At 44.8% G+C, this 15,392-nt stretch carries 14 protein-coding genes; 13 read left to right on the top strand and 1 reads right to left on the bottom strand.

What is annotated here, in order from left to right:
• Window positions 1-162: 162 nt before the first annotated feature.
• The 3 genes from rpsO to trxA all read left to right on the top strand — a co-directional run bounded on the left by rpsO (window position 163) and on the right by trxA (window position 1,284).
• Window positions 163-432 carry a 30S ribosomal protein S15 gene (gene rpsO / locus O3605_RS03375; RefSeq protein ID WP_004193424.1) on the top strand — a complete coding sequence of 90 codons (270 nt, stop codon included), beginning with the start codon at window positions 163-165 and terminating at the stop codon, window positions 430-432.
• A 300-nt stretch (window positions 433-732) separates the two neighbouring features.
• Window positions 733-957, top strand: coding sequence for a DUF4649 family protein (locus O3605_RS03370; RefSeq protein ID WP_003004724.1), 225 nt, complete (start codon window positions 733-735; stop codon window positions 955-957).
• A 12-nt stretch (window positions 958-969) separates the two neighbouring features.
• On the top strand, window positions 970-1,284 hold the full coding sequence (trxA, locus tag O3605_RS03365; protein ID WP_003013593.1) for a thioredoxin: 315 nt from the start codon (window positions 970-972) through the stop codon (window positions 1,282-1,284).
• Between the two features lie 50 nt (window positions 1,285-1,334).
• On the opposite strand, the gene pepF is transcribed toward trxA, so the two are convergent.
• A complete protein-coding gene (gene pepF / locus O3605_RS03360) occupies window positions 1,335-3,131 on the bottom strand; it encodes an oligoendopeptidase F (protein WP_371585263.1) in 1,797 nt (598 codons plus the stop codon).
• Window positions 3,132-3,286: 155 nt separating this feature from the next.
• Between pepF and O3605_RS03355 the strand changes: the two genes are divergently transcribed.
• From O3605_RS03355 to O3605_RS03310, 10 genes are all read left to right on the top strand, one after another.
• On the top strand, window positions 3,287-4,570 hold the full coding sequence (locus tag O3605_RS03355) for a DUF6287 domain-containing protein (RefSeq protein ID WP_371585262.1): 1,284 nt from the start codon (window positions 3,287-3,289) through the stop codon (window positions 4,568-4,570).
• A gap of 17 nt (window positions 4,571-4,587) precedes the next feature.
• Window positions 4,588-5,325: a hypothetical protein gene (locus tag O3605_RS03350; RefSeq protein WP_371585261.1), complete on the top strand. Its 738-nt coding sequence runs from the start codon at window positions 4,588-4,590 to the stop codon at window positions 5,323-5,325.
• 690 nt (window positions 5,326-6,015) lie between these two features.
• Window positions 6,016-8,238: a polyribonucleotide nucleotidyltransferase gene (gene pnp, locus O3605_RS03345; RefSeq protein ID WP_070505370.1), complete on the top strand. Its 2,223-nt coding sequence runs from the start codon at window positions 6,016-6,018 to the stop codon at window positions 8,236-8,238.
• A gap of 24 nt (window positions 8,239-8,262) precedes the next feature.
• On the top strand, window positions 8,263-8,880 hold the full coding sequence (gene cysE, locus O3605_RS03340) for a serine O-acetyltransferase (protein ID WP_003018264.1): 618 nt from the start codon (window positions 8,263-8,265) through the stop codon (window positions 8,878-8,880).
• A 12-nt stretch (window positions 8,881-8,892) separates the two neighbouring features.
• Window positions 8,893-9,759 (top strand): GNAT family N-acetyltransferase, encoded by an 867-nt coding sequence (locus tag O3605_RS03335; RefSeq protein WP_371585260.1) that lies wholly within the window; start codon window positions 8,893-8,895, stop codon window positions 9,757-9,759.
• Between the two features lie 20 nt (window positions 9,760-9,779).
• Complete coding sequence (cysS, locus tag O3605_RS03330) at window positions 9,780-11,123, top strand: cysteine--tRNA ligase (RefSeq protein ID WP_371585259.1); 1,344 nt, start codon at window positions 9,780-9,782, stop codon at window positions 11,121-11,123.
• Window positions 11,116-11,514 (top strand): Mini-ribonuclease 3, encoded by a 399-nt coding sequence (locus tag O3605_RS03325; RefSeq protein WP_371474242.1) that lies wholly within the window; start codon window positions 11,116-11,118, stop codon window positions 11,512-11,514. The genes cysS and O3605_RS03325 overlap by 8 nt, the downstream gene beginning before the upstream one ends.
• Window positions 11,511-12,371, top strand: coding sequence for a helix-turn-helix domain-containing protein (locus O3605_RS03320; protein ID WP_371585258.1), 861 nt, complete (start codon window positions 11,511-11,513; stop codon window positions 12,369-12,371). The genes O3605_RS03325 and O3605_RS03320 overlap by 4 nt, the downstream gene beginning before the upstream one ends.
• 123 nt (window positions 12,372-12,494) lie before the next feature.
• On the top strand, window positions 12,495-13,625 hold the full coding sequence (locus O3605_RS03315) for an ABC transporter ATP-binding protein (RefSeq protein WP_003010064.1): 1,131 nt from the start codon (window positions 12,495-12,497) through the stop codon (window positions 13,623-13,625).
• A gap of 66 nt (window positions 13,626-13,691) precedes the next feature.
• A complete protein-coding gene (locus O3605_RS03310; protein WP_371585257.1) occupies window positions 13,692-15,359 on the top strand; it encodes an alpha-glucosidase in 1,668 nt (555 codons plus the stop codon).
• The last annotated feature ends 33 nt before the right edge of the window (window positions 15,360-15,392 follow it).

Genomic DNA, 15,392 nt, shown 5'->3' with positions numbered 1-15,392 from the left:
TGAGGTTCATCTTAAAAATCCATCTTGAAGGAAACATAAGTGTTTGACAGAAAGATGAAATCTTGGTAGAATAAGAAGGTCGAATAGACAACTAACTCTTTCTTGGTAGCAGGATATGCCAAACCTGCCACTCGGATAGAGCATAAAGAAAAGGAGCTTATCATGGCAATCTCAAAAGAGAAAAAAAATGAAATCATTGCACAATACGCACGTCACGAAGGTGACACTGGTTCAGTAGAAGTACAAGTTGCTGTCCTTACTTGGGAAATCAACCACTTGAACGACCACATCAAACAACACAAAAAAGACCACGCTACTTACCGTGGTTTGATGAAGAAAATCGGTCGCCGTCGTAACTTGTTGGCTTACCTTCGTAAGAACGACGTTAACCGTTACCGTGAGTTGATCAACTCTCTTGGACTTCGTCGTTAATCTGCTCTATTTTCCACTTACGCTGCGTTGTCACCTTGCCTCGATATACTCGAGTATAATCTTCGGCTACGGTTCCTAGCATCGTAAGGTAAAATAGACCAGATCTATCTCCCTTCGGGGAGATTTTTTGTTTTCACCTGATTTTAGCCCGAGTTCAAAACAGCCCTCTGGATTCAGAGGGCTTTTTTGCTGTCTTTTCCTTATCGAACGAGATCCATCATTCTGAGGAAGTCGTTTTGTTTGACAGATGTAATATCTAGAGTTACAATTGATGCATCATAAGAAATAGAGGTTATCGACATGATTGATATTACATATCTAGACGGTGCAAAACAAGAAAGAGTCATGCATTTTGATTCCTACGAAGAGTTTGAACGCTCCCAACAAGCCTGCTTGATTGGGGTAGCAGATTTTTATCCTGTTGTGAAACTGACCTATAATGGGCATGAGTTGGACTACCAAGGGACTTACGGAGATGTCTTCTTCTATTTAATGAAGCAAGATTTGACCCAGTACCAAAACTAAAGGAGAAAGAAAATGGCAAAAGCAATTACAGACGCAACATTTGAAGCAGAAACAAAAGAAGGCTTGGTCTTGGTAGACTTTTGGGCAACCTGGTGTGGTCCATGTCGCATGCAAGCTCCTATTTTAGAAAAATTATCGGAAGAACTTTCGGAAGATGAGTTAAAAATCCTAAAAATGGATGTGGACGAAAATCCAGAAACAGCGCGTGCTTTCGGCATTATGTCCATCCCAACCTTGCTCTTTAAAAAAGATGGGCAGGTTGTTAAACAAGTAGCAGGAGTGCATACCGCAGCACAAATTAAGGCCATTGTGGCTGAGTTGAGTTAAAAAGCAAAAAAGCTAAAGAAGAATGAACCTTCTTTAGCTTTTTTTGAATTTTATTCTCCCAATTCTGCACTGTAAGCAATGATTTGATCCACAGTGTCTGAAAGGAATTGGATGGTATCGCGAAGTGGTTTGTCCGTTGAGATATCTGCTCCGATAATCATGGCTGACTCAAGTGGTGTCTTGCTACCGCCTGATTTGAGGAGGTCCAGCCAATCTTTAGCTCCGTTTTCAGAGTTTTTCAAATGCAAGTAACCCGCTGTTGAGATTACTAATCCAGCTGAGTAGGTGTAGCTGTAAAGTCCCATGTAGTAGTGGCTTTGGCGCATCCAGGTCAAAGCCGCATCGTCATCTGTTTCAACAGCGTCTCCCCAGAATTCGGTCAAGACTTCCTTCATGATGCTATTGAGCTTGCTAGCGCCGAAGGTTCCACCTTCTTCAATCAGGGTGTAGACCTTGCGTTGGAAAGCTGCTTCTAGCAAGTGGGTGATGAAGTTGTGGAAGTAGGTGTCTGTCAAACGGTGAGCTAGGGCAAAGCGTTTTTGACGAGGATCGTCAAACTGGTGTTCCAAGTAGTCGCTGAGGAGGAGCTCGTTAAAGGTAGAAGGAGCTTCCACATAGTAGGTCGACATGTGGGCGTTGAAGTAGCTTTGGTTGTTGTCTGAGAAGATGAATTGACCAGAGTGTCCGATCTCGTGGATTAGGGTGTAAACATCGCTCATCCGTCCTGTCCAACTCATCAGAACATAAGGATGGACACGGTAAGGATCGGCTGCATAACCACCGGAATCCTTGCCTTCATTGGCCGCAAAGTCGACCCAACGTTCGGTTTGGTAGCGGGCAATTTCGCGAGAATATTCTTCCCCAAGAGGTGCTACGGATTTCATGACCAAGTCATAAGCGTCATCAATGGTGACATCTGGGTTGAGCGCACTGTCCAAGTCCAACTTCCAATCAGCAAAGGTCATTTTCTCAAGGCCGTTGACCTTGGCCACGTGTTTGAGGAATTTTTGAGCGACCGGAGCGAAGTCTTTCATGATCAGGTCGATCTGACGGTCAAACATAGCACGATCCACTTCCTGTTCAGCCAAGAGATAGTCAAAGACTGAGTCGTAACCTCGCATGTCTGCGATTAGTTTTTCAGATTTGACTTGGGCTAGATAGGTAGCAGCAGCCGTGTTTTGGTGCTTGCGGAGGCCTTCTGAGAAAGAACGAAAGGCTTTTTCACGGACTTCCGCATTCTCATGGTTTTGGTAGAAGTTTTCATAGGTGACAAAACTATTCTTGTAGACTTTTCCATCCACTTCAAAATCAGCCATTTCAAAGTCACCTGCCCGCATCTTGGTATAGATGTCTTGCGGTCCGTAGAAGACTTCACCAAGGTTGGTCAGAGTTTTTTCCACATCAGCTCCCAAGTAGTGAGCTTTTTTGATTTTAGCCTGACGAATGGCAAAAGTGAGGTGAGGGAGTTGTCCGAGACGTTCAAGGACTTCTTCATCCGCTTCGACTAAGGCATCATCAAAGAAAGAGAGTTCGACGCTGGCCCAAGTTTCGAAATCCATCCCTGCTTGGGCAATTTCTGCAAAAACTTCATCGCCAAAGTCCGTCGTTTGGGGCATAAAGCTGTAGTTACCGATGTGGCTGAGTTGGATCTGAATTTGTTCGAAGATCGCAAAGGCAGCTTCAAAGTCTTCAAAAGTGTGGAGCTTACCCTTGTAGTTACGGACAAATTCATTGATTTCTTCACGTGTTTTTTCAATGGCACGCAAGAAGTCTTCCTGGTCTTGGTAGAGGGCTGTGAGGTCCCAAAGTTCATTCTCAGGAAATTCAGAACGTTTTTTTAATTCCATAGTGTTCTCCTTTTGATCAAATAACTATACTAAGTATATCAGAAAAAAGGGCAGAAACATAGAGGGAGAGGGGAAAATGCTTGTGTAAAAATCTTGAAAAGAGCTGGGAAAATTGACCATTTTTGATATACTAGGATAGATATGAGGAGGTTTTTATGAAAAAGGTTATGATTTCACTATTGGCGGGTGTGTCCGTTCTATCTTTAGTGGCTTGCACGCCCAAACGCTATGAACGTCAAAGTAAGCCGAATACGGCAAGCTCTTCATCGGTCAAAAAAGAAAAGAAGGATACAGGTCAAAAGTATTATCAAGAGGTTTTGGAGCGGTATGCTAAGTATGATACAGCTCTTAAAAATGGCGATAAGTCAGGCCTGTTTGCGGAATTAGGTAAGATAAAATCTGGCTCAGAAGAAAGCATCTATCTAGATGCTTTGGAGCGCTTAGGAACTCCGGTAACCTTCCAATACGCTTTTACAGACTTGAACAAAGATGGTGTGGATGAGCTCTTGGTGTCCAATCAATACACTGGAAAAAAACAATACGTTTCTGCCATCTATTACCTCAAGGGTCAAGAAGCCGAATTGCTCCATACAGCTTATACAGCTGCGGTTGGTGGCTATCGCTCCAGCCTAGACCTTTTTGATAATGGGCAAATTGTCTACGCCACTTGGCAATCTGTGAGCCCAGACCGGGAATTGACCCTTTATTCGCTAGGAAAAGGGGAAGCCAAGGAAGAAAAGAAAGCAACCATTCAAATTGGTGGGGACCAAACAGCAGAGAAGGCTCTTGGGATTTCAGCCAAGCAGTTGGACCTCAGTAAGCTGGACTGGAAAACTTTTGACGGTTCAGGGGATTCCAAATCAACAGCAAAAGCAGAAGAGAAAAAATCAGAAAGCTTCCAAGTGCAAGTCAGTGTGTCGGATCTTCGTATTCGAAAAGAACCATCTACTTCAGCTCCATCTGCAGGAATGATCGCAAAAGGAACTCATACCATTACGGAAACCATAGATGCGGATGGTCATACCTGGGGCAAATTAGAATCTGGACAAGGCTGGATTGCCCTTGACTATACAACGCGAGTGGATGGAAATGCCGAATCAGCTCCTGCCCCTGCCAAAACAAGCACTGAGATGAATCTAGATGAAATAAAAGCTGGAAATTTCTCAAGTGTAGCGGGAGTTTGGAAAAATAAGTACGGTACGAGTATTGAGTTTGATGCGCAAGGAATTGTGAAGGTCAATGGTAGTGCTGTCAATGGTGTTCAATTTTCTGGTTTTTACTTCAAGGAAGGCAATTTACACGGAGTTAGTCGGATGCCTGGGGCAACGAATGACACGCCTATTCTTTTCATTCCTTCAAGAGAAGGTGGCAGTGAATCCATTTACTGGAGTAAGAGTGATGCTACGAATGGGAACGATTTGTACTACCGTGTGAACTAAAAAATAAGGAGACAAACATGAAAAAAATTGGAACATATTTACTAGCTGCAGCCCTCTTGCTTTCCCTAGCAGCTTGCGCTCCAAAACGCTATGAGCGTAAGCACAGTCCGGTAGGAGCTTCATCGGTCAAAAAATCATCTGACAAAGCCCAAGAAAAAGAGCAAACAGAAGAAGCTAAGTCAGATGAACATGATAAAGAAGCCATTGGAACCTTGTCAAAAGCAGACCAAGCGGATATCTACTCGATCATTGAAAACAGTGCGTCTTTGACCTATTCACTTCAGGTGCAACCGACTCGTTTGCTGGAGTTGAACAATGATCACAGTGCAGTTGAAGGCTACTCGCAAGACATGTTCATTGATTACTTCAATACCTACACGCCAGAAACCTATAATTTACAAGATATCATTGATAAATTGAATGCTGAAGAGATCTCGGACTCTATCCGTAGTCTGTCACAAGACCAGTTGATCCAACTAACAAATGAAAAGAAAGATGGCCGGATCTATTCGACAAAAGACAAGGCCTTTTACGAAATTGTATCTGGTGGTCGTGGCGGAGCGATGCCACCGATGGAAATTCCTTCACCGGATGAATGGGTGATCAATGAAGATTCAGTTGAAGTGACAACGACCATCCAAGGAACTTCCGATCCATACAGACGTTTTGTCTTGAAACGCAACAACAAGAATTACAAGGGTGGAACCCACAAAACACGCTTTTATGTCGACAGCACTGAATTCGCGAAATCTTAAAAATAAATAGAAGCTATACCTGGATCTAAAATTTTTATATAGGTCTCTTGGAAGATTCGCAGAAAAAGGCCCTTAAAGCCTTTTTCTTTTGGGCTTGAATATGTTAAAATAAAAGGTATACGTGCTTGGATACAAAGATGAGGATATAACATACAGATGGGCTGTCGAAATTCCTATCTCGTTGAGATGGGTGGCCTGGGTATCTTGAGTAATTGAATTTTGGCCTCATTTCTTAGGAAAAAAGATCAGCTTCCTAGCACTCATCGAGTGTGGCGTCACCTTCCTATTTTTCTACAGAAATGTTCGGCAAGCCGAACCGTCCAAAATATCTTGAGTAATTGAACCCGCCTACAACTCTGTGGAAAAAGATAAATCTACCTAGGAGCGTTCGCTCCGTCGTTCGATTTTCTATTTTCCTTTGAGTTGCTTAACGGCTTGGTATCTTGATAGTTGAACACGGGCTAAATCCCTAGTGAAAAAGATAGATTTCCTAGTGTGCGTGGCACACTGCGTCAATCTATGCTATCATGCGTAATTGAACCCGGCCGAAAAGCTGTGTAAAAAAGATAAACTGTCTTGTCTTCATCGAAGACTTCGCCAGTTTCCTATTTTTACTTTGCTTTTTGCGGCCTTAGTATCTTGATCTTTGTAGGCAAGTCGTATAATTTTATCAATCCAAAGGGGATTACAATGACAAAACAAGTGTTTCAAACGACTTTTGCGGGTCGTGAGTTAATCGTAGAGACTGGCCAGGTTGCCAAGCAAGCAAATGGCGCTGTTGTCGTGCGTTACGGGGAGTCAACTGTCTTGACGGCAGCTGTCATGTCTAAGAAGATGGCAACTGGGGATTTCTTCCCACTTCAAGTCAACTACGAAGAAAAAATGTATGCGGCTGGGAAATTTCCTGGTGGCTTTATGAAACGGGAAGGTCGTCCTTCTACAGATGCGACTTTGACAGCGCGTTTGATTGACCGTCCGATCCGTCCAATGTTTGCGGAAGGTTTCCGTAACGAAGTGCAAGTCATCAACACAGTCCTTTCTTACGATGAAAATGCATCTGCCCCAATGGCAGCTATGTTTGGTTCATCCTTGGCCTTGTCTATCTCAGATATTCCGTTTGACGGACCTATCGCTGGGGTACAAGTGGGCTATGTTGACGGAGAAATCGTCATCAACCCTACTCAAGAACAAGCAGAGCAATCGCTTCTTGAATTGACAGTAGCTGGTACCAAGCACGCTATCAACATGGTAGAGTCTGGTGCCAAAGAATTGTCAGAAGAAATCATGTTGGAAGCTCTTCTTAAAGGGCACGAAGCCGTTAAAGAATTGATTGCCTTCCAAGAAGAAATCGTTGCGGCAGTTGGGAAAGAAAAAGCAGAAGTGGAATTGCTTCATGTAGATGCTGACTTGCAGGCTGAAATCATCGCAGCCTACAACAGTGACCTTCAAAAAGCGGTTCAAGTTGAAGAAAAATTGGCGCGTGAAGCTGCAACTCAAGCAGTCAAAGACCAAGTCACAGCAGTTTACGAAGAAAAATATGCCGACCACGAAGAATTTGACCGCATCATGCGGGACGTGGCTGAAATCTTGGAACAAATGGAACACGCAGAAGTGCGCCGTTTGATTACAGAAGACAAGGTTCGTCCGGATGGTCGTAAGGTCGATGAAATTCGTCCTTTGGATGCACAAGTCGACTACCTTCCTCGCGTACACGGTTCTGGACTCTTTACACGTGGACAAACGCAAGCCCTTTCTGTCTTGACCTTGGCACCAATGGGTGAAACGCAAATCATCGATGGTTTGGATCCTGAGTACAAGAAACGCTTTATGCACCACTATAACTTCCCTCAATACTCGGTTGGTGAAACAGGTCGTTATGGTGCGCCTGGTCGTCGTGAAATTGGTCACGGTGCTCTTGGTGAGCGTGCCCTTGCTCAAGTATTGCCAAGCTTGGAAGAATTCCCATATGCCATCCGTTTGGTAGCAGAAGTATTGGAATCAAATGGTTCTTCATCTCAAGCCTCTATCTGTGCGGGAACACTTGCCCTTATGGCTGGTGGTGTGCCAATCAAGGCCCCAGTAGCTGGTATTGCCATGGGTCTGATCTCAGATGGAAATAACTATACAGTATTGACCGATATCCAAGGTTTGGAAGACCACTTTGGAGATATGGACTTCAAGGTTGCTGGAACTCGTGACGGGATCACAGCCCTTCAAATGGATATCAAGATCCAAGGGATTACTGCAGAAATCTTGACAGAAGCGCTTGCCCAAGCCAAGAAAGCTCGTTTTGAAATCCTTGATGTGATTGAAGCAACGATTCCAGAAGTGCGTCCAGAATTGGCACCAACTGCTCCAAAAATTGATACCATCAAGATTGATGTCGACAAGATCAAGATTGTCATCGGTAAGGGTGGAGAAACCATCGATAAGATCATCGCTGAAACAGGTGTTAAGATTGATATCGACGAAGAAGGGAACGTATCGATCTATTCGAGCGACCAAGATGCGATTAACCGTGCCAAGGAAATCATTGCTGGTTTGGTTCGTGAAGCCAAAGTGGATGAAGTCTACCATGCCAAAGTGGTGCGGATCGAGAAATTCGGAGCCTTTGTCAACCTCTTTGACAAGACGGATGCCCTCGTTCATATCTCTGAAATGGCTTGGACGCGCACCAACCGTGTCGAAGACTTGGTAGCGATTGGCGATGAAGTGGATGTTAAGATTATCAAGATTGACGAAAAAGGTCGTGTCGATGCTTCTATGAAGGCACTATTGCCACGTCCGCCAAAACCTGAACATTCAGAAGAAAAAGGTGAAAAGGGTCCTCGTCATGGCGATCGTCCTCGTCACCACAATAAAGACCACAAACCTAAAAAAGACTTTACCATTACACAAAAAGATTCAGAATAAGCATTAGAAAAGGAGGAGCACGGTATGGGATGGTGGCGTGAAACCATCAATATTGTAAAAGAAAATGACCCAGCAGCGCGTACCTCGCTGGAGGTCCTTTTGACCTATCCGGGAGTCAAAGCACTGGCAGCTCACCGTGTTTCCCACTTTTTGTGGAACCATGGTTTTAAGCTCTTGGCGCGGATGCACAGCCAATTCTGGCGTTTTTGGACCCAGATTGAGATCCATCCAGGTGCGACCATTGCTTCTGGTGTCTTTATCGACCATGGAGCGGGCCTCGTTATCGGGGAAACAGCCATTGTTGAAAAAGGCGTTATGCTCTACCACGGGGTGACCCTTGGGGGAACAGGAAAGGATGTCGGCAAACGCCATCCAACGGTACGTGAAGGAGCCTTGGTCTCCGCTCATGCCCAAGTCATCGGCCCAGTGGAAATCGGAGCCAAGGCCAAAGTCGGAGCAGGAGCTGTCGTGGTCTCAGATGTACCAAGTGATGTGACCGTTGTAGGTGTTCCTGCCAAGATCGTGCGGGTGCACGGTCGAAAAGACGAACCGGTTATTCACCAAGAAGAAGAAAAACGGGAATACTACATGAACAAGCTGGAGCATGCTAAGGAAGCTAGCCATCGGTCTTCGAGCTTGTAAGGAGATCGCTACGTGATTCAATCAACCAATACATTGAATGACCACCAACTACTGGAAGCAAAGGCCCTTATTGCAGTCTGTCAGAACTATGACGGAACGTTTCGGGATCCTTATCTCTCCAATATGCTAAATTTTGACCCCGATATGCCCGCCTTTTTCCTTTATTATGAAAAAGGTGAACTTGTTGGCCTATTAACCGTCTATGCAGATGACCAAGATGTGGATGTGGCGATCCTGGTCCACCCTAATCATCGTCGTCGAGGCATTGCGCGGGCTTTGTATAGAAGTTTTGAGAAAGAAACGGCATCTTATCCAATTGAGTCTGTGACTTTTCAGACAGAGCGTATTTTTCTAGAGAATCATCCTGATTTTGCCAGCAATTGGGGACTGGTTGAGGATGACGAAACAGAAACCTGGTTAGGACGTGATCGAACCACTTATGCATTAGATTCCCGTTCGGATGTCGATGTGCTCTTGGCAGATCCTTCTTATCTTGAAGCCATTGACCAGCTCCACCACCAAACCTTTTCAGATGAAGTGGAAGCACCGGAAGTGAGCCACAGATACATTTCGGAGGCCTTGAAGGATCCTGATAGTCTGCTGTACATATTACTCAAAGAAGGTCAAGTGATTGGCGTTTGTACGGTCGATGTATCTGGAAAATGCAATTACCTTTATGGACTTGCGCTTGCTGAAGTCTATCGTGGGCAAGGTTACGGAAGCTATCTGGCAAAATCCCTCATCAACCAACTCATTGAGCAAAATGATAAGGAATTCCAGATTGCAGTGGAAGATGACAATGTAGGTGCCAAACGCTTGTATGAAAAGCTTGGCTTTGTCACACAGACTCAGGTGGTTTACTTGAAGCCAAAAGAGTAGAAACAGAAAGGAAATGAAGCGTGTTAAAAATTTATGATACCATGTCTCGTGATTTGCGAGAATTTATCCCCATCGAGGAAGGAAAGGTCCGCATGTATGTTTGTGGGCCAACCGTTTACAACTATATCCACGTAGGGAATGCCCGCTCAACCGTGGCCTTTGACACGATTCGTCGCTACTTTGAGTATCGTGGCTACGAAGTTGCCTACATTTCCAACTTTACAGATGTGGATGATAAGATCATTAACCGTGCCAAAGAAGAAGGCATTACGCCACAGGAAGTGGCAGACAAGTATATTGCGGCTTTCCGTGAGGATGTAACGGCTCTCGGTGTGAAACCTGCAACCCGCCACCCTCGTGTGGTTGAGTTTATGGATGACATCATTCATTTTGTCGCTGACTTGATCGAAAAAGGCTATGCCTACGAGAGCCAAGGCGATGTCTATTTCCGTGTGGAGAAATCCCACAACTATGCAAAATTAGCCAATAAAACCCTAGAAGACTTGGAGTTAGGTGCTTCTGGTCGGACAGATGAGGAAACAGCTCGCAAGGAAAATCCAGTCGACTTTGCCCTCTGGAAAGCTGCCAAACCAGGAGAGATTTCTTGGGACAGCCCTTGGGGACCTGGTCGTCCGGGTTGGCACATTGAGTGTTCAGTCATGTCGACGGGGATTTTAGGCGATACCATTGATATTCACGGTGGTGGGGCCGATCTTGAGTTTCCACACCATACTAATGAAATTGCCCAGTCTGAAGCTAAAACAGGCAAGACTTTTGCCAACTACTGGATGCACAATGGCTTTGTCAATATTGATAATGTCAAGATGTCCAAGTCCTTAGGCAACTTTATCACCGTGCATGATGCATTGAAGACTATCGACGGCCAAGTGCTTCGCTTCTTCTTTGCGACCCAGCACTACCGCAAGCCCATTAACTTCACTGAAAAAGCGGTACGCGATGCGGAGACCAACCTCAAATATTTGAAAAATACCTATGAGCAACCGTTCACAGGAGAAGTGGATCCAGCAGACTTGCAAAGCTTTGTGGCCAAGTTTATCGTGGCTATGGATGAAGATATCAATGCGGCAAACGGAATCACTGTCGTCTTTGAATTGGCTAAATGGATCAATTCTGGTCACTACAATCAAGACGTCAAGGATGCCTTGACCAAGATGTTAGAAGTCTTTGGAGTGGTCTTTGTCGAAGAAGTCTTGGATGCAGATATTGAAGCCTTGATCGCTGAACGTCAGGAAGCGCGGGCTAAGAAAGATTTTGCACGTGCAGATGCGATTCGCGATGAATTGGCTGCACAAGGAATCAAGCTCTTGGATACAAAAGAAGGTGTAAGGTGGACACGTGATTGATGTCAATCTAATCAATGGGATTGCCCTGGCCTTTGAGGGAGATGCGGTCTATTCCATGTATATTCGCAGACACCTAATTTTTCAAGGGATGACCAAGCCCAATAAGCTTCACCAGGCTGCCACCCGCTATGTATCTGCTAGGGCTCAGGCCAGCTTGATTGAAAGCATGCTGGAGCAAGAAATTCTGACGGAAAAAGAGTTGGAGATCTACAAGCGCGGTCGCAATACCAATAGCCATACCAAGGCCAAAAATGCGGATGTCGTAACTTATCGCATGTCGACAGGCTTTGAGGCTGTCATGGGTTATCTCCATATGACGGGGGAGATCTCTCGTCTAGAAGAGCTGATTGACTGGTGCATCCAGCAAGTAGAAGAAGGAAGAAAGCAGTGAAAAATATCAGAGAGTGGTTTCCTCATGCAGAGATGACGGATGAAGCCAATCCACCAGCTGGTTATGTAGCCATTCCCCTTCAGGCTCATCAATGGCTGCTGCTGAAGGAAGAAGAGCTAACCGAGCGAGAAAAACAACTGATTTCCTGGTTGGGCGGTGAAGAAGAGGTTGCCCCTAATCCTTGGTACCAGTACCTGATCGATGGAAAGGGAGAAGCCCCTCAAGTCATTAAAAAAATGCAGGTCGTCTATTGCCACCTCTCGCACTCGACAGTGGAAGGGACGGCTTCTTGGTTAGAGATGATGCAGACGCTTTTGCCCAACTTTCGGGCAGTCTTGCAACTGAGTGGACAGGACTATGTACTCATTCTAGATCAAGAGCAGTCGCTGGCTGTGGCTGATATCTTAAAAGATACGGTCTCTGCCATGGAGTATGACTTCAATATTCGTTTATCTATCCTGGTCGGGCAAGTATGGACTGAGTCAAAAGTTGGGAAAGTATCTCCGGTTATCCGAGCAGAACAGGCCGTCTTTCGAGCTTGGATTCGAGAAGGGCATCAAGGCGTCTATCGCTTTTCTCAACTCTATCTGTGGGGAATCGAGCAGGCAGATATGGATCTGACCCCAATCAAAGAACGTTTGCATCAGTTGATTGGGAGTCAAGACCAGTTGCAGGACATCATTGTCGCTCTTTGGGACAATGGGGCAGTCGTCACCAAGGCCGCCCAGCAACTCTATCTCCATCGCAATTCACTCCAATACAAGATTGATAAGTGGGAGGAGTTGACGGGTCTCCAGTTAAAAAATCTGACTGATCTAGCCCTTTGTTACCATTTAGTTTTACAAGATGTGATTTAAACGGATGAATCCAGAGTTTTGTGCAACTTGCACAAAACTCTTTTTCTTTTTTGTGAGACTTGCCATAGATTTGTAAAACGTTTTCATTTACAATAGAACTATAAAAATCAAAGGAGTACCATCATGGTAGAATTGAATCTTAGTCACATTTATAAAAAATATCCAAATAGCGAACATTACTCAGTTGAAGACTTCAACTTGGACATCAAAGACAAAGAATTTATCGTTTTCGTAGGTCCTTCAGGATGTGGTAAATCAACGACTCTTCGTATGATCGCTGGTCTTGAAGACATCACAGAAGGTGAATGTTCGATCGATGGCACTGTTGTAAACAACGTGGCACCTAAAGACCGTGATATCGCCATGGTATTCCAAAACTACGCTCTTTACCCACACATGACTGTGTACGATAACATGGCATTTGGTTTGAAATTGCGTAAATACAGCAAGGAAGATATCGACAAACGTGTACAAGAAGCAGCTGAAATCCTTGGCTTGAAAGAATTCTTGGATCGTAAACCAGCTGACCTTTCTGGTGGTCAACGTCAACGTGTGGCCATGGGACGTGCCATTGTCCGTGATGCAAAAGTGTTCTTGATGGACGAACCTTTGTCAAACTTGGATGCTAAACTTCGTGTATCCATGCGTGCTGAAATCGCGAAAATCCACCGTCGTATCGGAGCTACAACAATCTACGTAACCCACGACCAAACAGAAGCGATGACATTGGCTGACCGTATCGTTATCATGTCTGCTACTAAGAACCCTGCAGGTACTGGTACAATTGGACGTGTAGAACAAATCGGAACTCCACAAGAAGTGTACAAAAACCCAGTCAACAAATTCGTAGCTGGATTCATCGGAAGCCCTGCAATGAACTTCATTAACGTGAAATTGGAAGGTGGACACATCGTTGCCAATGGATTGAACTTGAAAGTTCCAGAAGGTGCTTTGAAAGTCTTGAAAGAAAAAGGCTATGATGGTAAAGAATTGATCTTTGGTATTCGTCCAGAAGACGTGAATACAGAAGCTGCTTTCCTTGAAACATTCCCAGAATCAGTAGTAAAAGCAACCATCTCTGTATCTGAATTGCTTGGTTCAGAATCTCACTTGTACTGCCAAGTTGGTGACAACGAATTCATCGCTAAAGTAGATGCACGTGACTACCTTGGAACTGGTGAAACCATCGAACTTGGATTTGACTTGAACAAAGCTCACTTCTTCGACAAAGAAACTGAAAAAACAGTATACTAATACCTACTGAAACTGTAGAGACTGAGACGATATGTCTCGGTCTCTTTCATTTTAAGGAGACAAAACATGGAAAAAGACTGGTGGAAGGGGAAGGTCGCTTATCAGATCTACCCAAAAAGCTTTAAAGATAGCAATGGTGATGGCGTTGGGGATTTGAAAGGCATCACGGAGAAACTCGATTACCTTCAAGACTTAGGGATTGACATTCTCTGGTTATCCCCTATTTACAAGGGCCCTTTTATTGACCAGGGTTACGATATTTCTGACTATTATGCCATTGATCCTATTTTTGGAACGATGGAAGATATGGAAGAGTTGATCGCGGAAGGTAAGAAACGGGGCATTTCCATTATCATGGACTTGGTGGTCAACCACTGCTCCAGTCATCATGAGTGGTTCCAAAAAGCTCTAGCGGATCCAGATGGTCCTTATGCGGATTACTTTTACTTCATCGAAAGTGACAAGGAACCCAACAACTGGGAAAGTTACTTTGGAGGCAGTGTCTGGGAACCGGTTCCTGGTACTAACAAATACTATCTCCATTCCTTCCACAAGGATCAGCCAGACCTTAATTGGCAAAATCCTGTCTTGCGCGAAGAAATTTACAAGATGATCAACTGGTGGTTGGACAAGGGAATCGCGGGCTTCCGGATCGACGCTATTATCAACATTAAAAAAGATTTAGAATGGCGTTCGCTTCCGTCCGATCGTGACAATGGCTTGGTCCCAGTACCGGAGTCTCTGGTCAATGCGCAACCGATTGAACCTTTCTTGCAAGAGTTAAAGGAGCGTACTTTTGCCAAGTACAATGCCTTCACTGTAGGGGAAGTTTTCAATGAAACTGATGAAGAATTGCATTTCTTCATTGGAAAAGATGGCGTCTTCTCTTCGATCTTTGACTTCAAACAAACCATGCTGGGTCAGGAAGGAAAAGGCTGGTTTGACCATGCTCTTCCAACAGCAGATGAACTCAAGGAAAGTATTTTCCAAGCGCATGAGCGCGCGGATAGCATTGGAGTTCTTTCGACCATCATTGAAAACCACGACGAACCTCGTGGCGTGTCCCATTATATTGCGGAAGGTCCAGTCAACGATACCAGTAAAAAAGCTCTGGGAACCATTCAAATCTTGCGTAAGGGAATTCCGTTTATCTACCAAGGCCAAGAAATTGGGATGGAAAACCAAGTATTTGAATCGGTGGAGGACTTTGATGATATCGCGACCATCAATGGCTACCATGTGGCGAAAGAAGCTGGCTTGAGCGAGGAAGAAGCCTTGGCAGCAATTGCCAACTACAGCCGGGACAATGCACGGACACCCATGCAGTGGTCAGCAGAGCCAGGTCTGGGCTTTAGCGATGGAACAGCCTGGTTGATCAGTCCCAAACCAGATGTTGCCATCAATGTGGAAGACCAGGAAAAGGATCCAAATTCCATCTTGAATTATTACCGTCAGCTGACAGCCTTGTATCGCCATCCCCTTTATGGAAATACCATTCGGTTTGGAGATATGATTCCAGCGTATCGGGACCGTGAAAACATCATCGCCTTTGAACGCCGTGGGGACAAGCGTCTCTTGGTGATCAGCAATTTCCAAAATCGCCAGGCCACCTTGGAGTTGCCAGCTCCGATTAAAATAGTCGTTTTAAATAATACAGCAGGATTATTCCATGAAGGAGACCAAGTGCTAGAATTGACCCCTTACCAAACGGTTGTGTTGGAATTAGTAGAATAGAAAGAAGAACCTTCGCAGATGCGAAGGTTCTTT

It is taken from the genome of Streptococcus sp. 27098_8_99 (genome assembly GCF_041431935.1).
GTDB classification, from domain to species: Bacteria; Bacillota; Bacilli; order Lactobacillales; family Streptococcaceae; genus Streptococcus; species Streptococcus parasanguinis_D.
The sequence above is the reverse complement of the archived record's forward strand: the minus strand, read 5'-3'. Positions and strand labels throughout refer to the sequence as shown.